The sequence below is a fragment of the Actinomycetospora endophytica genome, assembly GCF_021026375.1.
GTDB lineage: Bacteria > Actinomycetota > Actinomycetes > Mycobacteriales > Pseudonocardiaceae > Actinomycetospora > Actinomycetospora endophytica.
Genome location: NZ_JAJNDB010000003.1, coordinates 408,673 through 426,859, shown reverse-complemented (window position 1 = coordinate 426,859; position 18,187 = coordinate 408,673). Strand labels below are relative to the sequence as shown.

Sequence of the window (18,187 nt, the reverse complement as noted above, 5' to 3'; positions counted from 1 at the left end):
CCCGTGGTGCGGGTAGAACTCGGTCCCATGAGTCGTCTCGAGGTCACGATCCCGACGCCCGACGGCGAGTGCGCCGGCACCCTGCACACGCCCGACGTGGCGGAGGCCCGGCCCGCGGTCATCCTGTTCCCGGACGCGGGCGGCGCCCGGGAGACGTTCCGGGTGATGGCCGACCGGCTCGCCGGCCTCGGGTACGTCGTGCTCCTGCCCGACGTCTACTACCGCCACGGTGGTTACGAGCCGTTCTCGATGGACACGGTGTTCTCCGACGACGGCGAGCGCGCCCGGCTGATGTCGCTGGTCCGCGGCCTGACCGCCGAGATGAAGATCCGCGATGCGGGCGCGTTCCTGGACTTCCTCGCCGGGCGGCCCGAGGTCTCCGGCACGGTGGGGACGACGGGGTACTGCATGGGCGGCGGGTACTCGCTGCTCGCCGCGGGCGGGCACCCGGAGCGGATCACCGCCGCGGCCAGCTTCCACGGCGGGAACCTCGCCGTCGCCGACGACCCGGACAGCCCGCACCGCCTCGCCGACCACATCCGCGCCACCGTCCATGTCGCCGCCGCCCAGGACGACTCCGCCTTCCCCGCCGACCAGTTCGAGCGTCTCGACCAGGCCCTGACCGGCGCCGGGGTGGCCCACACCATCGAGACCTATCCCGCGGCGCACGGCTTCGCGGTGCCGGACAACCCCACCCACGACCCGGCCGCCGACGAACGACACTGGCGGGCACTCGCCGAGCTCTACTCGTCGTCCCTGGCACGCTGACGCCATGGAACGTGTGCTCGGGATCGGCGGCTACTTCCTGCGGTCGGCCGACCCGGAGGCGCTGAGCGCCTGGTACCGCGACTGCCTGGGACTCGACGCCGACGAGAACGGTGCCTGGCGCCAGGAGGCCGGGCCGACGGTGTTCGGGGCGTTCGGGTCCGACACCGAGTACTTCGGGTCCCCGAGCCAGCAGACGATGCTCAACTTCCGGGTCCGCGACCTCGACGCGATGCTCGCGCAGTTGCGTGCCGCGGGAGCGGACGTCGCCGAGGAGACCCAGGCGATGGACGGCGTCGGGCGCTTCGGTTGGGTCACCGATCCGGAGGGCAACCGGATCGAGCTGTGGCAGCCGGGCTGACTCCTCAGGCCCGGGCGCTCGCGAGCTGCTCGGCCTGGGTGGCCGCGTCCCAGTCGCCGCTGCAGTAGAGCGTCAGCCCGCGGATGCGCCCGGCGGCGAGCTCGAGCCAGACGAGGTTGCGGGAGTAGGTGCTCTCGGGCCGGTCCGGGCCCGTCGTCGTGCGGGCCGCGAACTCGATGACGACGCCGGCGTCGGTGGCTGCCGAGCGCTCGGTGACGACCTCGCTGCCGTAGGGGAAGGCGTCGCGCAGCAGCTGCGCGAGCTCGTCCGGGCCGTGGCTGCGGACCAGCCCGAAGGGCACGTTCATCTGCACCTCGACGTCGTCGTCGTACAGCGCGCGGTCGAGCTGCCCGCTCCGCACGGAGTCGAGGAACCCCCGGACCACGTCCGCCCGGCGGTCGATCGGCACGTCGAGCAGGTCCAGGTCCGTGAACCCGACGCTGCCCTCGGCGAGGGACGCGATCTCCTCGGCGATCCGTGCGGTCTCGGGCAGGGCGGAGTTCGCCATGGCGCTCGCGTAGTCGTCGAACTCGCACACCGCGACGTACCGGTTCGGCGTGTGGCGGTCGGTGTAGATCGCCTCGCGGCGCAGGGTGTTGCGTCCCTCGGTGGCGGCGAGCCAGCGGGCGTCGGCGGCGCGGAGCCCCTCGGGGTCGTCGGTGGTCACGTCGATGATCTGGATGAACGTCATGGCGGTCTCCTCGGGTCGGGGGAGGCCACGGTGACTGTGGTGGCCTCCCACCCCCGTCGGCGTGAGGAACGACCGCACGTCGTGAGGAGGCGGCCTCACACCCGCCATCGGCGCGGGTGCTCGGGGGCGTAGACGCAGTAGGCGCCGGTGCGCACGGAGCTGCGCAGGTGCTTCCCGAGCGGCGGCACGGCCGTCTCGATCCGGGCGATGGCGTCGCGGACCCGCCACGTGACCGCGGTCCGGGCCCGTTCGGCCGAGCTCCCCGTGCGGCGGGTGCGGCCGCCGAGGCCGTACGCGTGCGAGAGCTCGGCCAGTAGGAAGGCGCGTTCGTCCTCGGCGGCGGTGTCGCCCTGCTCGATCCGCTTGTCCAGGTCGGTGAGGCGTTGCCGGTAGGCCTGCCGCGCCTGCTCGTCGAGGGCGCCGCCGGGTGCGGGGAGGTCCGGCACCGCGGGCCGGTCGCCCCCGACGAGGTCGAGCACGTGGATCTCGCGACCGGGTTCGACGACCAGCCGGGCCAGGTCGGCCAGGCCCTTGACGTGGCGCAGCGTCGCGCGGTGCTCGCCGTCGCCGACGGTCCAGGTCTGACCCTCGCGGCGCAGGACCGCCTCCGGCGTCCCGGGCTCCGTGGGGGAGCGGTCGACGATCGCCGCGCAGCGCTCGGCGAGGCGCGGGAGGTCGAGGCGCAGGTAGAGCTCCCGCGCGACGATCGCCTCCGCCGCGGCCCCGTCCCGGCCCGAGCGCGCCCGGCACTGCGCGAGCACCCGGTGGGTGTGCGCCACCTGCAGGAGCGCGCCGGCGCGGGTGTTGCGCTCCAGCGCCACCGCGAGGTGCGCCTCGGCGTCGGCGACCCGGCCGGCGACGGCGGCCAGCATGCCGAGGTGGCGCCGGACCGAGCCGAGCCAGGCGGCGTTGATGCCCTCCACCCCGCACAGGTCGCCGTACGGGGCGAGCAGCTCGTCCAGGTGCGCGGCCAGCTCCGGTTCCGGCGCCTCGTGCACGACCTCGGCCGCGGTGCACAGCAGCGGGAGCCACTCGGAGTCGCGGGGCAGGGTCTCGAGCGCGTGCGGCAGGTCGGCGAGCGCCGCGGGACCGGCACCGGCCGGGTCGACGCGCGCCAGGTACACCTTCGTCACCGGGCTCGTGTCGCCCCATCCGGCCTCGGGGAGCTCGGCCAGCATCGCGCGGTAGCGGGCGTCGAGGTCCTCGAGCCGGTCCGACTCGGCGAGGGTGTTGAGCCGGAGCACCTCTGCGAGCATCCGCGCGTTGCGGCTCTCGACGCGGGCGCCCGTGTCCTCGGCCTCGTCGGCGCGGGCGAGCGCCTCGGTCAGCCGGCCCTCGCGCAGCGCCCGCGACCCCGCCCACAGGGCGGAGTACCAGGTGTAGAGCGGTTGCCGCGTGGTCCCGGCGAGGCGGGAGTAGGCCGCGACCTCCCCGTCGAGCCCGGTGACGTCACCGAGCTCGGCGAGCGCGACGACCCGCAGCCGGCGCCCGAGGAGCTCCATCGCGACGTCGCCGCGACCGGCGGCGAGTGCCACGATCTCCGACGCGGCGGCGAGCCGGGCCTCGGCGTCGTCGGGCCCGGCCCGGGCGTCCGCCCAGGCGACCAGGCCCCGCATCACCGCGGCGGCGTCGCCCAGCCGGCGGGCCATGGCCAGCGACTCGTCGGCGAGCGCCGCCTGCCGGCGGGGTGCGGCGGAGTAGGTCACGGCGACGGAGAGCCGGGCGAGCAGGGCCGCGCGCAGCGTCGAGTCCGCCGTCGACTGCACCTCGAGCGCCTCCTCGAGGAGATCGAGCTGGGCCTGGTCGAGCAGCCGGACCTCGAAGCCGCCGAGGCCCGCGGCGTAGCCGAGGGCGGCGCGGGCGAGCAGGTCACCGCGTCCGCAGTGCCGGGCCACCGCCGCGGCGCGGGTGAACGCCTCGCGGGCGTCGTCGGTGCCGCGGACGGCCGCCCGCGCCTCGCCCAGGTCGAGGAGGGTGACGGCGTGCTCCGGGGACCCCGCGGGCCGCAGCGCCGCCGCGCGGGCGAACGCGGCCGCCGCGTCCTCGAACGCCAGCGCCGCCATGGCCCGGCGCGCCGCCGCCTCGACCGCGGCGGCCGCGACGTCGGCGTCCACCAGGGGCACGGCCCGAGCCGTGTGGTCGGCGACGACGGCGACGTCGGCCCCGGGCCCGAGCGCACCGGCCACCGCCTGGTGGAGCTCGGCGCGCCGGGCGGCCGAGAGCTCGGCGTGGAGCGTGTCGCGGATCAGCGCGTGGCCGAACGCCCACGTCGACGGCCGCTCGGCGGGGTGGATCAGCCCCGCCGCGGCCGCCTCCTCGAGCAGGGGCTGCATCGCGGCCGCGGTCGTCCCGGCGGTCCCGGCGACCACATCGACGTCGAACTCGGCGCCGACGACCGCGGCGACGGCCAGCAGCTCGCGGCAGGGGGCGCTCAGGCGGCTGAGCCGGCGGGTCAGGACGGCCCGGACACCGCCCGGGACGGCGCCCGGCCGCGTCGCCGTCGGGTCCGATACGGCGAGGGCCGCCAGCTCCCGGACGAACAGCGGATTGCCCCCGGTGCGCCGGGCGAGGGCGTGCGCGGTGCGGTCGTCGGGCACGACTCCGGTCGTGGCGGACACGAGCTCGGCGACCTCCGAGGCGCCCAGTCCGCGCAGTGCCAGCAGCTCACCGCGCTCCAGGAGAGCGGCGGCCTCGGGGTCGAGTTCCGCGTCGCGACAGGCCCCCAGCAGGAGCACGGGTTCGTCCGCCGTGTGGGCGGCCATGAAGACCAGGGCGCGGACCGATCCGAGGTCGGCCCAGTGGAGGTCGTCGAGGGCGATCACCAGCGGTCGGAGGCGGGCCTCGTGCGCCACGGCCGCGACCAGGGCGTCGAACAGGCGGAAGCGGGCGTGCTCCGAGTCGGGGACGGTTCCCGTCCCGGCCCGGTCGTCGAGTTCGGGGACCAGGGTGAGGGCCTCCGTGGCGCGCGGGCCCCACCGGCTTCGCAGGTCGGAGCGCTCGCGCCCGGCGGCGCACCCGCGCAGGACCTGGGTCCACGGCCAGAACGCGGGCGCGCCGTCGCCGCTCCAGCACGTGGCCCGGACCGTGCCCATTCCGAGTTCGCGGCACCGGTTCGTCGCCTCGCGCAGCACCCGGGTCTTGCCCATGCCGGGCTCCCCGGTCACCACCAGCAGCCGCGCGATCCCGGCCCGCGCGTCCCCCGCCGCGCCGAGGACGGCCGCCAGCACGTCGTCCCGGCCGACGAGGGCGCGCCCCGCCGTCGGGTCGCCCATCGCGCCTCCCGAGCGGTCGCCGGTCGTGCGCCATGCCTACTGCGTCGGCGGCGCCGCGTCGAGAACGGCGGTTCCGACGGCGAGGAGCTCGTCCCGGACCGTCGGGCGGCGGTGGAGCCGGCCGAGCCGGACGACGTCGTGGACGGCCGAGCGGGCGGCCTCCACGAGCAGGGCGGCCTCGTCGTCGTCGAGCGCGGGACGCTCGCGGCGCAGCATCGCCGTCCACGCCGCGAGGTCGGCGGCGAGGGCCCGCTCGATGCGCAGCGCGTCGTCGGCGGGCAGGTTGATCATCTCGGTCGCGCGGGTGCCGATCGCCTCGCGCTCCCGCAGCGCCAGGTCGACGTAGTCGCGGAGGGCGTCGGCCCCGGTGGCGCGCCCGTCGACGGCGGGCAGGCCGTCGAGCACGCGGTCGAAGGCGGCGACGAGCAGCTCGGCCTTGCTCCCGTAGTGGTGGTAGATGCTGGGGCCGGCGATCCCGACCGCGGCGCCGATGTCGTCGAGGCTGACCGCGGCGTAGCCGTGGCGGTGGAACAGGGCGAACGCGGTGTCCCGGATCTGCTCGGCGCGGCGCGGCGGGGACTCCCGGGCTTCGGGGGCCCCGCCCGGAGGCGTGGCGGTGACGATCGACGCGGTGCAGGCCGCCCGGGCCGCGGCCGCCAGGATCGGCGCGAGGCGCTCGTCGGGCAGGGCCGACCGGAACGTCGACGGCGTGGCCATCACCGCCAGCGCCGCGGTGACCAGCACGTCCCGCTCGCCGGGGTCGAGATCCGGGGTGCGACGGGTCAGGGCGGCGGCGAGCTCGTCGCGGACGGCGAGGAACCGGGAGTGGGCGTGCTGCTGCTCGGTGTCGTCGAGGTGGCGCACCTCGCGCTGGAGGAGTGTCCAGAAGTCCGGGCGACGCAGGGCCGCCGTCGTGAGGCGACGCAGCAGATCGTCGAGCGAGCCGCCGTCCGCGGCGGCGGCCGCCATCGCGGCCTCGATCTCCTCGAGACCGGTGTCCACGGCCCCGGCGAGCAGGGCGTTCTTGTTGGCGTAGTGCCGGTACACCGCAGGCGCGGTGAGCCCGACCGCGGCGGCCACCCCGCCGATCGTGACCTGGTGGAACCCGCGCCGGTGGAACTCGACGGCGGCCGTGCGGGCGAGCTCGCGCCGGCGCTCGGCGGCCGAGAGCCGGGGAGCCCGGGGGCGAGGAGCAGGCGACGGCGCTCGGCTCACCACGGTCCTTCCCCTCCCGACGACGTCACCGACGGTAGTCCGTCGGGTCGGTCGGCCGACTCACGGCTTGCCTAGTGAATAGTCACTAGACTAGCTTCGGCGCGCTCCTTCCGCCGAGATCGGGAGTCGTCGATGCCGCCGTCGCCCTCGCCGTCCGCCGCCTATCGTCACGCCGGCTACCGGGCCACCGGGCTGTGGACCGACGACACGATAGCCGCGGTGCTCGAGCAGCGGACGGCCGACCATCCGGAGCGCGAGCTGTTCGTGTGCGAGGGCCGGCGGGTGTCCTACGGCGAGTTCGAGGCCTGGACCCGGGCCGTGGCCGCGGACATGGTTGCCCGTGGCGTCCGGCCGGGGGATCGGGTGCTCGTCCAGCTCCCGAACCGTCTCGAGGCCCTGGTCGCGCAGGTCGCGGCGTTCCGGTCCGGGGCCGTCGACGTGCCGGTCGTCCCGATCTACCGCGAGCACGAGATGCGCCAGATCCTCGCCGACTGCCGGCCGACGGTGATCTGCTCGGTCGCGAGTCTCGGGCCGCGCCGTCCGGTGGCCGAGCTGGACGCCCTGATCGCCGAGCTCGGCCTGGCGCCGGCGGTGCGCTACGTCGTCGACGACGGCGGCCCGGCGGGCTGGGTCCCGTTCCCGGCGGCCTCGGCGACCACCGCGGCGCTCCCCGCTCCGTTGCCGGCCGCCGAGCCGTGCCTGCTGCTCTACACCTCGGGGACCACCTCGGCGCCGAAGGGAGCGCTGCTGTCCGGGCGGGCGCTGGTCGCGCACCTGCGTAACTTCCGCGACGCACTCGGCGCGAGCGAGGCGACGACGACGCTGGCCGCGACCCCGCTGTCCCACCTCAGCGGGTTCGTCGCCGCCGTGGTCTTCCCGATCTTCCTCGGCGGGCGCTCGGTGATCATGTCGGGCTGGCGGCCGGACGACGCCGTGGAGCTGATCGCCACCGAGCGGGTCGACCTCATGATGGGCGCGACGCTCTTCCTGTCCGAGCTCGTCGAGCGCTACGAGCGCGGCGCCGGATCCGGGCACCGGCTCGACGTCTACGCCTGCGCCGGGGCGTCGATCCCGCCGACCGTCATCGACCGGGCGGCCGCGGTCGGCGTCCGCGGGATGCGGGCCTACGGCATGACCGAGACCTCCGGCGTCTGTGCCATCGCGTTCGCCGACGACCCGCTCGCCCGTCGTCGGGAATGGGACGGCCGGATCCTGCCCGGGATGGAGATCGAGGTCGTCGACCCGGAACGGGAGGTCGTGCCGCCCGGCGAGATCGGTGAGCTGCGGATGCGCGGCCCGCAGCTGCTCGACGCCTACACCGACCCCGTCGTCACCGCCGACCAGCTCGACGAGGCGGGCTGGTTCTACCCCGGCGACGTCGGGCGGGTCGACGACGAGGGCTGGCTGCAGATCCACGGGCGCACCAAGGACATCGTCAACCGCGGCGGCGAGAAGTTCTCCACCGGCGACATCGAGGCCGCCATCGCCACCCACCCAGGCGTCGCGCGGGCGGCGGTGACCGCGGTGCCCGACCCGCGGCTCGGCGAGACGGTCGGCGCGTGGGTGGTGCTCACCGACCCGGCGGCGTGGCACGACGCGACGCCGTTGCTCTCCCACCTCGACGAGCAGCGCCTCGCCCGCCAGAAGCTCCCCACCGAGTGGCACGTGGTGGCCGAGATCCCGACGACCGCCGTCGGGAAGGTGCAGAAGCACCGCCTGACCGAGCTCGACGACATCGCGACCTGGACCGACCGGCTCACCCGATCCGGTCCCGACATCTCAGGAGGAGACCCCACGTGACACCCGGACCGGACACCCGGATCGCGGTCGAGGACGGCGTCGGCACCATCACCTTCGACCGATGGGACCGGCGCAATGCCCTGTCGGTCGGGATGCTGACCGCGATCAGCGACAACCTCGACGCCTGGGCGTACGACGACGACGTCGCGGCGGTGGTCATCACCGGTGGCGAGGACGTGTTCTGCGCCGGGCTCGACCTCGACCTGCAGTCCGGCTTCACCCCCGAGTCCCGCGGGATCTACTCCGAGGCCTGCCTGCGCGCCTACGGGACGCTGCTCGACTACCGGAAGCCGACCATCGCCGCCGTCGGCGGGCCGGCGCTCGGCGGTGGCTGCGACATCGCGGTGTTCTCCGACATCCGCATCGGCGCCGACAACGTCGTCATGGGCTACCCGCAGATCAAGATGGGCCTGACGCCGTACTTCTCGCCGCTGTGGAAGATCGTCGGGCTGAGCCAGGCCAAGCTGCTGACGTTCAGCGGCGACCGTGTCGATGCCCGGGAAGCGCTGCGGATCGGACTGCTGGATCGGATGGTGCCGGCCGGGGGAGTGGTCGCGGCCGCGACGGACCTGGCCCGGTCGATCGCCGAGACCACCACGCGGTCGGCGGTGAACAACAAGGAGCTGGCCCGCCGGTCGCCGGCGATGGACCCGATCAGCGCCCTGACCTACGAGACCCTCGCCTACCGCGAGGTGGTCTGGCACACCGACGTCGTCGAACGCATCGGGCAGGCCTATTCACGGGTGCGGGGGAAGAAGTGACCGACTACCTGAAGACGTCCGTCGAGAACGGCGTCGGGATTCTGCAGCTGAACCATCCCGAGAAGCGCAACGCCCTGGGCTGGGAACTGCACCGGGACATTCCCGCCGCGCTCGAGGCGTGGGCGTACGACGACGAGGTCGCGGCGGTGCTGTTCATCGGCACCGAGGAGTACTTCTGTTCCGGTTGGGCCCTCGACGTGCTGAACGGCGCCTCCGGTGACGACCTCGCGCGGTTCACCGACCTCGCCTACCGGCTGATGTCGACCATCTACGATTTCCGCAAGCCCACGATCGCGGCGGTCGCCGGGGTGGCGCCCGGATACGGCATGGACGTCGCGAACATGTGCGACATCACCATCGCGTCCGAGAACGCCGCGTTCGGCTCGACGCAGGTCAAGTACGGGATGAACGGCTTCTACCACGCGATGCTGCGCAAGACGAACAGCCAGCGCGCCCGCCGGATGCTGTTCACCGGCGACCCGATCGATGCCCACGAGGCGCACCGCTGCGGGCTCGTCGACGAGGTCGTCCCGGTGGGGCAGCTGCGGGAGTCCGCACTGCGGCTGGCCACGCAGATCGCCGAGCACGGCGCCGAACTCACGACGATCCTCAAGGAGGTCGCGCTGCGGGCCTCGCACATGGACCACGCCGCCGCGACCGCCTACGAGCTGCGGGTCACCCACGACCTGCTCGGCCGCGGTCTGTTCTCCCAGCGGATCGCGGAGGGTCTCGACCGGCTGAAGTCCGGGCGGAGCCGGGCCACCGAGCGGCTGGGGTCGTCGTCATGACGGGTGTCCCGGAGCTGCGGGAGTTCGCCACCCGCTGGCTGGACGCGTGGAACTCCCACGAGACCGACCGGGTGCTGGAGCTGCTCCACCCGGACTGCCGGTGGGAGGACACGGTGTTCTGGCCGCACCCGATCACCGACCGCGCCGAGATGACGCGCTACATCGACCGGATCTGGTCGGTCATGCCGGACGTGTCGTTCGAGGAGGTCCAGCTCTTCACCGCTCCCGACGACGGCCGGGCGCTGGTCCTGTTCCGCCAGCAGGGGTCCGGGCCGCCGCAGCTCGCTCCCGAGGCGCGGTTCGACGTGTACGGCTGCGACGTCTTCCTGCGCTTCACCGACGGGCTGCTCTCGCACTACCTCGCGCAGTACGAGATCACCGACATGATGCGCCAGCTCGGGGCGCTGCCGCCGCGGAACGGCGAGATCGGCGGTGCCTACCTGCTCAAGCTCCTGCGCAGCGATCCCGGGGCGGCCGCCGGCTGATCATCGACGCTTCGCGACGGCGGCCGGTCCTGCCACGCTGGGTCGCGATGGTGGAGGGGGAGCGATGGACCTGGTCCGGGATGTGCGTCTGGGGGCTCGCCTGGCGGTGATGCGCGGCGGCGGCCGGGTGCTCGCGCTCGCCGGCGACCCGGTGCTCCGGCTGCTCTACCGGCCGTGGATCGACGACCCGCACGCGATCCACCGGCAGTTGCGCGAGGGTCCGCAGCCGTTCGCGAGCCGCGGCGGGGTGATGGTCGTGGCGACGGCGGCGGCGTGCGAACAGGTCGTCCGCGACCGGCGCTACGGCGTCCGCACCCGCGCCGGCGGCACCCCGGGCGGCGCCGTCGACGGGACACGGGACCCGCTGCTGGAACCGGTCGACCTGTCCGTGCTCGGCCTCGACCCGCCGGAGCACACCCGACTGCGACGGCTGGTGGCCCCGGTCTTCACCCCGGCGCGGGTCGCCGCCCGCGAGGACCTCGCCGTGCGGATGGCGGCGCGATTGGTCGATCGGGCGGTGCGACTCGGCCGCTTCGACCTGGTCTCCGCGGTCGCCGTCCCGCTGCCGGTCGCGATCATCGCCGACATCCTCGGGGTGCCGGACGCCGACGCCGACGCGTTCGCGCACTGGGGCCGGGCGGTCGGCGCCGGGCTGGGCGGGGTGCGCTCCCTGCGCGCGCTGCACCGACTGGAGCGCGCGGTGGTCGAGCTCCGGGCGCTGATGTCCGGGCTGCTGGACCGCCGTCGGGCAGGGCGCTCGGAGGGCGACGGCGACGTCCTGGACCGGCTCGCGGCCGAGGACGTCTCCGACGACGAGGCGGTGAGCCTGGCCGTCCTGCTGCTGCTCGGAGGGTTCGAGACGACCAGCGGACTGATCGGCAACGCCGTCGCCGCGATGCTCGACACCGGCGAGCCCTGGCAGCAGCTGGTCGACGACCCGGCGGCGGGCGCCCCCGCCGTCGTCGAGGAGACTCTGCGCTACGACCCGCCCGTCCAGTTCACCGCGCGCGTGCCGCACGTCGAGGTCGAGCTCGGCGATCGCACCATCGCGCCGGACACCACCGTGCTGGCGATGCTCGGCGCGGCCGGTCGGGACCCGGCGGTGCACACCGACCCCGACACCTTCGACCCGACCCGGACGACGGCGGCCGAGCACCTCGCGTTCTCCGGCGGCATCCACTACTGCCTCGGGGCGTCGCTGGCCCGCCTCGAGGGACGCGTGGCGCTGACGGAGCTGGCCACCCGCATGCCGCGGTTGCGACGGCTGCCCGGGGCCGAGCGGCGCCGGTCGCTGCTGCTGAGCGAGTTCTCCCGGCTCCCGCTCGACGCCGGCCGGTGAGCGCGTTACGCGGCGCTCACCGGCGGCATGGAGTACTGCGGACCGGCCTCAGGCCGGCATGGCCGGGTGGCCCGGCTGCTCGCTCGTCGTCGTCGCCGCCTTGGGGTCGAGGCCGAAGCGGTTCGGCCCGCGCGTGCCCTCGAGGCACATGAACACCAGCAGGACGATCGAGCCGACGATCGGGATGAGCTGGATGAAGAACCACCAGCCGGACCGGTCGGTGTCGTGCAGGCGGCGCACCGTCACCGCGATGGTCGGGATGAGCACGGCGAGGGAGTAGATCCCGCCGAGGATGCCGGGGCTGTAGTAGGCCGCGCCGCCCGAGGAGTACAGGTGTGCCGTCCCGATCGCGGAGTCGATGATCGCCAGCACGAGCGAGATGATGAAGCTGATCAGCACGAACATCCAGAACTCGGTGCGGCGCGCGCGGCCGCTGAAGTCGGCGTACTGCTTGAGTGCCTTCAGGTACCACTGCATGGCTGCTGCCTCTCACGGAGAGTCGTCTTTGAGCGACGATGGCCCGGTCTGTCCGGAACCGGTGAGAGTAGTGAGATCACGTGTGGTGAGAAACACCCTCGATCGACTAGTCCCAAAGTGTTATCGCGGCGTCAGCGGACGGCGACGCGCTCGATCGGTCCGGCCCGTGCTGTCACGGGGCGTCGCAGAACCCCTGCGTCTCGTGACTGGGCCGGTCAGCGGCTGTGGCGATGCCCGGACGTGCTCCGACCTGGACGGGATCGGCCGGCGTCGCCCGTTCCGATCCGCCGGGGCGGGCGTTCGTGCGCGAGCGCGGAGCGGGGGGCGAGATGCCGGGATACTGAGACGCGGCGGCCCCGCAGGTTGCGTCCGCCGTCATTCGTTCTCGTTGTCGGAGGTGCCGCACGCCGAATCGGTACGACGGCCGTCGGCGCCGTCCGGGGTGGAAGGATGGGAGGTACCCCGAGAGGGGCCACCGATTCGGATCTCATGCGTGAAGGAACCGCGATGTCCTCCCCGTCGCTCGGTCGCCGAGCTGACACCCCCCGTCCCACCGACACCACTGACGACGCGAAGCAACCCGACGTCCTCGTGATCAGCGTCCGCGCCGACGAGCAGGGGGCCCGCACGGCCGCCCGCTGGGCCGAGCAGGTCGGCGGAGCGGGCGCGACCGCCGCCGTCAGCAGTGACGCCAAGCTCGAACAGCGGGTCGACAAGGCGCGGCGCGTCCTGGTGCTCGACCCCGGGATGATCGCCGCGCGACGGGGCTTCGGCGTCCGGGGTACCTCGCGGGAGCGGCTGGCGCTGGTGGCGCGGCTGGCCGGCCGGACCGACCGCATCACCTGGGCCGCCACCGGCGCCCAGGCCACGCAGTGGATCCAGGCGGGCTGACCCGCTACTCCGGGACGAACCGCAGGGTGGACGCCGCGGCCGCCTCGCCGACCATCGCGTCGACGGTCGAGCGGCCGTAGCGTCCGTACTTGTCCTGATAGGCCGCGTCGACCTCGGCCCGCCGTGCGGCGCCGACGTCCTCGACGGCGACGTCGGCCTCCACCCCGGGCACGCTGACGCGGGCGCGTCCCGTCCGGACGACGCGGCCGAACCACCCGGTCTCGCGACGGTGCCAGGTGCGCACGTACACGTCGTCGCCGACGCGTACGACCCAGATGGGCAGCGCGCGGCTCAGCGAGCCGTCGTCGCGGCGGGCCGCGATCCGCAGTTCGTCGGACGAGTCGATCCGTTCCAGCTGCTCCGGTGCCCAGCTCATGCGCTCGACGCTAGGACCTCGACCGCGCTCGAGGTCAACCGTCGTCGAGTCCCAGCAGCGACTCCATCGCCCGCGCGGTGTCCGCGACCGGGCGCCCGGCGAGCCCGGAGGCGTTGAGGCCCCCGAGCACCAGATCCCGGAGGCTGCGGGGGTCCGTGCCCCCCGGGAGGACTCCGGCGTCCTGGGCGTCGGAGATGAGCTCCGTCCAGCGGGCGAGGTAGGTCCGCAGGGCGTCCCGGTAGACGGGCATCCGGTCGCCGGCGGTGTGGAACGGCGGGGCGAGGACGACCATCGCGTAGTCGCTCAGCTCCTCGATCGCCCGCAGGTGGGCGCGCACCGCAGCGCGGAGCCGCTCCGGGGCCGCGCTCGGGGCGGCCAGGGCGGACACCGCGTCGTCGAGGATGCGCAGCGACTCCCGCACCCCCTCCTCGAGGACCGCCTCGATCAGGTGGTCGCGCGAGTCGAAGTGGAAGTAGACGCTGCCGGCCTTGAGCTCCGCGCGGCGGGCGACGGCGGCGAGGCTGGTGCCGTCGGGCCCGCGTCGGGCGATCTCCGCGGCGGCGGCGTCCAGCAGGCGCCGCCGGGTGCGGTCACCCTTGCTCGGCGCGTTCGCCGGGGGAGGGGAGCTCACGGCGGTTCCTCAGTGGATGGCGCGGTCCTGCCCCTGCCAGTACGGCGCGCGCAGCAAGGGCTTCCGGACCTTACCGGTGGCCGTGCGCGGCAGCGTCTCGGCCAGGTCGACGCTGGTCGGGCACTGGAACCCGGCGAGGTGCCCACGGCACCAGGCGATGATCGCGGCCGCGTCGGGCGTGGCCCCGGGCCGTGGCACGACGACGGCCTTGACCGTCTCGCCCCAGTGCGGGTCGGGGACCCCGATCACCGCGACCTCGGCGAGGTCGGGGTGTCCGGCCAGGACGTTCTCGACCTCGACCGGATACACGTTCTCGCCGCCGCTGATGATGACGTCCTTCGCGCGGTCGAGCAGGTAGATGCGCCCGGAGCCGTCGCGGTAGCCGATGTCGCCGGTGCGCAGCCAGCCGTCGGGGGTGAGGACGGCGGCGGTCTCCTCCGGGCGGTTCCAGTACCCGACCATGTTCTGCCGCGACCGCGTGAGGATCTCTCCGGTCCCCCCGACGCCCACGTCACGGCCGGATTCGGGGTCGCGGACGGTCACCTCCACCCACGGGTACGGCGTGCCGGCCGAGCGGATCACGCCGGAGCGGGCGGCGTCGCCGCGGTGGTCGGCCGCCGGGAGCTGCGCGAACGCGCCGGTGGCCTCGGTCAGCCCGTAGATCTGGACGAAGTCGCAGCGCAGCGTCGCCTGGGCGGTGGCCAGCGCGGGCGGACTGATCGGGGCGCCGGAGTAGACCATCTGACGCAGCGCCAGCGGGAGGTCGCCGGCGCCCGGGACGGCGCAGAGCGCGGCGAGCATCGTCGGGACGCAGAACGCGAGGGTGACCTGCTCGTCGCGCATGGTGCGCAGCACCTGGTCGGGCACGAAGTCGCGCACGACGATCCCGCGGGCGCCGCGGGCGAGCCCGGCGAGGGCCCAGGCGAGGCCGCCCATGTGGAACAGGGGCATGGTCAGCAGGCTGACGTCGTCGGCGGTGAAGCCCCACGCGACGGAGATGTCGTCGAGCAGGGCCGCGACGTTGGTGCCGTTCGCGAACATCGCGCCCTTGGGCGACCCCGTGGTGCCGCTCGTGTAGAGCTGCACGGCGATGTCCTCGGGGCGCGCCGGGACCTCCGGGTCGCGAGCGGGGGCGCGCCAGGCCGCGAGCTCCGGCCACCGGGGGTGGGCATCGAGGCTGACGACGACGGCGAGGGCGTCGGCCACGGGCGCGAGGGCCTGCGCCCCGGCGTCGTCGACGACGACCACCGTGGCACCGCAGTCCTCGACCACCGCGAGCAGGTCGCGGGCGTGGAGGCGCCAGTTCAGGGGGACCAGCACCGCCCCGGCCAGCGCGCAGCCGAACAGCACGTCGAAGTAGCGCACGTCGTTCCGGCCGATGAAGACCACCCGGTCCTGCGGCGCCACCCCGTCCCGGACCAGGGCGGCGGCGACCCCGCACGCCCGCTCGTGCAGCGCGGCCCAGGTCAGGGTGTCGGCGGCGTCCTCGAGCACGACGGTGTCCGGTCCGGTCGCGACCCCGTGCTCGAGCAGGGCGCGCAGGCTCGCGGTCATGTCCGCTACCCGGCCCGCCGGCCCGAGCTCCCGTGGACCCCGATCTGCTTCATCAGCCCGAGCAGGTCGTAGCTCGCGTTGAGGTAGCAGGCCCGGTCGCCCCGGAAGTCGAACACCTCGAGCCCGGCGAACTCGAACGCCCGGCCCGTCCCGTCGATCCCCGGCGGGTCGAGGCGGCCGGTGAAGTGGCCGGTCCCGCGCCAGTTGAACGCCGCGCGGGCCACGTGGTCGGAGTACAGCGGCGGGTCGGTGACCTCCCACTGCAGGTCCGGGTAGGCGCCCAGGACGTAGCGGATGTACGCGGCCGCGGCCTCCGGTCCCTGCACGAGGCTCCGGGTGTGCCGGGTGGTGGGGCTGTCGAGCACGAAGTCCTCGGTGAGGATCTCCCGGCACAGCTCGGGGCGGTTCTCGTTCCACGCCCGGATCCAGCCCTCGCGGTACCAGCGCTCGGCGAAGTCGCGGTCCAGGACGGTGACATCGGCACTCGGGGCAACCATCGGCCGGGCTCTCCTTCGGTCGTCGACGCCCAGAATCTACGACATCGCAGAACCTGCGACAACGTAGAAAATCAGGGCGCCGTCGACCGCCCGAGCAGATGCCGGGCGACGACGAGCTTGGCGATCTGGGCGGTCCCGTCGCCGATCTCGAGGCCGATGACGTCCCGGAGACGCTGGCCGATCGTGTTGTCGGTGGACCACCCGGCGTGCCCGAAGGTCAGCAGCGCCTGGTGGACCGCGTCGGCCGCGAGCTTGGGCGCCCACCACTTCGCCATGTTGGCCGGAACGGCCGGGTCCTCACCCGCGTCCTTCAAGGCGAGCGCCTCGTAGCAGAGCAGCCGGGCCGCGCGGATCTGCGTCGCGAACTCGACCAGCGGGAACGCGACGCCCTGGAAGGTCCCGATGGGCCGGCCGAACGCCTCCCGCTCGCGGGCGTAGGCCATCGCGTCGTCCAGCGCCGCGGAGGCGATCCCGAGGCACATCAGCCCGATCACCGCGCGCGAGTAGTCGAAGCCGCGCATCACGGCCACGAAGCCCTCGCCCTCGGCGCCGATCATGTCCGCGCGCCCGACCCGGACACCGTCGAAGTAGAGGCTGGCGCGGCCGATCGAGCGGCTGCCGAGGTCGTCGAGCGGGGTCCGCGACAGGCGGTCGTCGGTGAGGTCGGCGAAGAACGCGCTGACCCCGCGCGCGCCCGGCCCCCCGGTGCGCGCGAACACCACCCCGACCGGCGTGTACATCCCGAGCGAGATCGACGTCTTCTCGCCGATCAACCGCCAGCCGTCGCCGTCGTCGTCGGGATCCGCGCGCAGCGCGAGGTTCGCCGCGTCGGAGCCCTGGCCGGGCTCGGTGAGGCAGACCGCGGGCACCGTCGCGCCGGAGGCGATCGAGGGCATCCACCGGGCCCGCTGCTCCTCGGTCGCCCCGGCCAGCAGGATGTCCGAGACCAGCGCCGAGTCGAGCAGCACGTAGCAGGCGTTGAAGTCGTGGCGGGCGATCTCCTCCGCGGCCAGCCCGGTCGTGACCGCGTCCGCCTCCTGGCCGCCGAACCGCTCCGGGACACGCAGACCGGTCAGGCCCATCCGGGCCATCGTCGGGATGAGGTCCGGGCGCAGCGTGCCGGCGAGGTCGTCCGCGCGGTAGTGCGGCGCGAGCTCCTTCTCGCCGAAGCTGCGCAGCTCCGCGAGATAGGCCTCCTGCTCGGGCCGCAGGGTGAAGTCCATGGGCTCGGATCCCCTCGCAGGTCGGGTCGATGGTCCAGGATCGTCGGGTCGACGACGACGATCGCGACGACCGGTCCGGCCGTCAACGGCGGGCGCCGGGCGGCTCGGGAGGCGTGGATGGAGCAGGTGGCGCAGGCCGGGTTCGGGGTCATGCTCCCGACCTTCGATCCGTTCCGGACCGGGCCACCGCCGCTGGCACGGGGCGCGGCGCTGGCCGAGGACCTGGGGTTCGACGCGGGCTGGGTCGGCGACCACCTGGCGTTCCACCCGCCGGTGATGGAGCCGCTCGGCGCACTCTGCGCGGCGGCCGTCAGCACGCGGACGCTGTTGCTCGGCACCGGGGTCCTGCTGCTCCCGATGCGCCACCCGGTCTGGACCGCGAAGCAGGTGGCGACGGTGGACGCGCTCGCCCCGGGCCGCGTCCTGCTCGGCGTCGGGGTCGGGGGCGAGAACCCCGAGGAGTGGGAGGCGGCCGGGGTGCCGGTGCGGCAGCGGGGGCGCCGGCTCGACGAATCCCTCGCGATCGTCGACACCCTGTTGCGGGGCAAGGCGGTGGACCACCCCGGACCGCTGCTGCCGACCCGCGCCCCGGTCCTCGAGCCCGCGCCTGCCCAACCGCCGCCGCTGGTGCTGGGCGGCCGGTCCGACGCCGCGCTGCGTCGCGCGGCCCGCGTCGGTGACGGGTGGCTCGGCGTCTGGATGTCCCCGCGCCGGGTCGCCGAGGTCGCGGGCCGGCTCGCCGAGCTCGCCGCCGCGCAGGGCCGGCCCGTCCCGACCGTGCTCATGATGGTGTTCGTGCACGTCACCGGCCCCCGTGACGACCCGGGGGCCGCGCGGGCCGAGGCGGCGGCGTTCGTCCGCGGTCAGTACGGCCTGCCCTTCTCCCGCCTCGAGCGGTGGGTCGTCCTCGGCGGCGAGCGCGCGGTGGCGGAGGAGCTCGTCGCGCTGCGGGCAGCGGGCGCCGCGGGGTTCGTGCTGGTGCCGGCTGCGTCCGATGTGCTCGTGCAGTACGAGCGTCTGGCCTCGGTCCGTGCGCTGGTCGAAGCTGGGTGAGGAACGAG

Annotated in this window: 18 protein-coding genes; 9 read left to right on the top strand and 9 right to left on the bottom strand. The window is 74.4% G+C overall.

Annotated features, from left to right (window positions below):
* Window positions 1-27 precede the first annotated feature (27 nt).
* Window positions 28-768, top strand: coding sequence for a dienelactone hydrolase family protein (locus LQ327_RS17385; protein ID WP_230735898.1), 741 nt, complete (start codon window positions 28-30; stop codon window positions 766-768).
* Window positions 769-772: 4 nt separating this feature from the next.
* The gene (locus tag LQ327_RS17380) at window positions 773-1,126 is read left to right on the top strand and encodes a VOC family protein (RefSeq protein WP_230735896.1); all 354 of its coding nucleotides are present in this window, start codon (window positions 773-775) and stop codon (window positions 1,124-1,126) included.
* 4 nt (window positions 1,127-1,130) lie between these two features.
* Here the strand turns inward: LQ327_RS17380 and LQ327_RS17375 are convergent, their stop codons facing one another.
* The 3 genes from LQ327_RS17375 to LQ327_RS34830 all read right to left on the bottom strand — a co-directional run bounded on the left by LQ327_RS17375 (window position 1,131) and on the right by LQ327_RS34830 (window position 6,304).
* Window positions 1,131-1,817 (bottom strand): nuclear transport factor 2 family protein, encoded by a 687-nt coding sequence (locus tag LQ327_RS17375; RefSeq protein WP_230735894.1) that lies wholly within the window; start codon window positions 1,815-1,817, stop codon window positions 1,131-1,133.
* A gap of 95 nt (window positions 1,818-1,912) precedes the next feature.
* A complete protein-coding gene (locus tag LQ327_RS17370) occupies window positions 1,913-5,089 on the bottom strand; it encodes an ATP-binding protein (protein WP_230735892.1) in 3,177 nt (1,058 codons plus the stop codon).
* Window positions 5,090-5,125: 36 nt separating this feature from the next.
* Window positions 5,126-6,304 (bottom strand): TetR/AcrR family transcriptional regulator, encoded by a 1,179-nt coding sequence (locus tag LQ327_RS34830; RefSeq protein WP_230735890.1) that lies wholly within the window; start codon window positions 6,302-6,304, stop codon window positions 5,126-5,128.
* Between the two features lie 132 nt (window positions 6,305-6,436).
* Here LQ327_RS34830 and LQ327_RS17360 point away from each other — a divergent pair, with 132 nt between their 5' ends.
* From LQ327_RS17360 to LQ327_RS17340, 5 genes are all read left to right on the top strand, one after another.
* A complete protein-coding gene (locus LQ327_RS17360) occupies window positions 6,437-8,104 on the top strand; it encodes a class I adenylate-forming enzyme family protein (protein ID WP_230735888.1) in 1,668 nt (555 codons plus the stop codon).
* Window positions 8,101-8,865 carry an enoyl-CoA hydratase/isomerase family protein gene (locus LQ327_RS17355; protein ID WP_230735886.1) on the top strand — a complete coding sequence of 255 codons (765 nt, stop codon included), beginning with the start codon at window positions 8,101-8,103 and terminating at the stop codon, window positions 8,863-8,865. The genes LQ327_RS17360 and LQ327_RS17355 overlap by 4 nt, the downstream gene beginning before the upstream one ends.
* Window positions 8,862-9,653, top strand: coding sequence for an enoyl-CoA hydratase/isomerase family protein (locus LQ327_RS17350; RefSeq protein ID WP_230735884.1), 792 nt, complete (start codon window positions 8,862-8,864; stop codon window positions 9,651-9,653). The genes LQ327_RS17355 and LQ327_RS17350 overlap by 4 nt, the downstream gene beginning before the upstream one ends.
* Entirely contained in the window at window positions 9,650-10,138 is a 489-nt protein-coding gene (locus LQ327_RS17345) for a nuclear transport factor 2 family protein (RefSeq protein WP_230735882.1), read from the top strand. The genes LQ327_RS17350 and LQ327_RS17345 overlap by 4 nt, the downstream gene beginning before the upstream one ends.
* Window positions 10,139-10,202: 64 nt before the next feature.
* Window positions 10,203-11,477, top strand: coding sequence for a cytochrome P450 (locus tag LQ327_RS17340; RefSeq protein WP_230735880.1), 1,275 nt, complete (start codon window positions 10,203-10,205; stop codon window positions 11,475-11,477).
* 48 nt (window positions 11,478-11,525) lie between these two features.
* Here the strand turns inward: LQ327_RS17340 and LQ327_RS17335 are convergent, their stop codons facing one another.
* Window positions 11,526-11,954 (bottom strand): DUF805 domain-containing protein, encoded by a 429-nt coding sequence (locus LQ327_RS17335; RefSeq protein WP_230735878.1) that lies wholly within the window; start codon window positions 11,952-11,954, stop codon window positions 11,526-11,528.
* A gap of 507 nt (window positions 11,955-12,461) precedes the next feature.
* Here LQ327_RS17335 and LQ327_RS17330 point away from each other — a divergent pair.
* The gene (locus LQ327_RS17330; protein WP_230735876.1) at window positions 12,462-12,845 is read left to right on the top strand and encodes a hypothetical protein; all 384 of its coding nucleotides are present in this window, start codon (window positions 12,462-12,464) and stop codon (window positions 12,843-12,845) included.
* A 4-nt stretch (window positions 12,846-12,849) separates the two neighbouring features.
* Here LQ327_RS17330 and LQ327_RS17325 read toward each other — a convergent pair whose 3' ends face one another.
* The 5 genes from LQ327_RS17325 to LQ327_RS17305 form a co-directional block, all read right to left on the bottom strand.
* On the bottom strand, window positions 12,850-13,221 hold the full coding sequence (locus tag LQ327_RS17325; protein ID WP_230735873.1) for a DUF2255 family protein: 372 nt from the start codon (window positions 13,219-13,221) through the stop codon (window positions 12,850-12,852).
* Between the two features lie 34 nt (window positions 13,222-13,255).
* Window positions 13,256-13,852, bottom strand: coding sequence for a TetR/AcrR family transcriptional regulator (locus tag LQ327_RS17320; protein ID WP_230735871.1), 597 nt, complete (start codon window positions 13,850-13,852; stop codon window positions 13,256-13,258).
* Window positions 13,853-13,861: 9 nt separating this feature from the next.
* On the bottom strand, window positions 13,862-15,406 hold the full coding sequence (locus LQ327_RS17315; RefSeq protein ID WP_230735869.1) for an AMP-binding protein: 1,545 nt from the start codon (window positions 15,404-15,406) through the stop codon (window positions 13,862-13,864).
* 5 nt (window positions 15,407-15,411) lie between these two features.
* Window positions 15,412-15,903, bottom strand: a complete 492-nt coding sequence (locus LQ327_RS17310; RefSeq protein WP_230735867.1) for an ester cyclase — start codon at window positions 15,901-15,903, stop codon at window positions 15,412-15,414.
* A gap of 71 nt (window positions 15,904-15,974) precedes the next feature.
* A complete protein-coding gene (locus LQ327_RS17305) occupies window positions 15,975-17,126 on the bottom strand; it encodes an acyl-CoA dehydrogenase family protein (protein ID WP_230735865.1) in 1,152 nt (383 codons plus the stop codon).
* Window positions 17,127-17,243: 117 nt separating this feature from the next.
* Here LQ327_RS17305 and LQ327_RS17300 point away from each other — a divergent pair, with 117 nt between their 5' ends.
* Complete coding sequence (locus LQ327_RS17300) at window positions 17,244-18,179, top strand: LLM class flavin-dependent oxidoreductase (protein ID WP_230735863.1); 936 nt, start codon at window positions 17,244-17,246, stop codon at window positions 18,177-18,179.
* The last annotated feature ends 8 nt before the right edge of the window (window positions 18,180-18,187 follow it).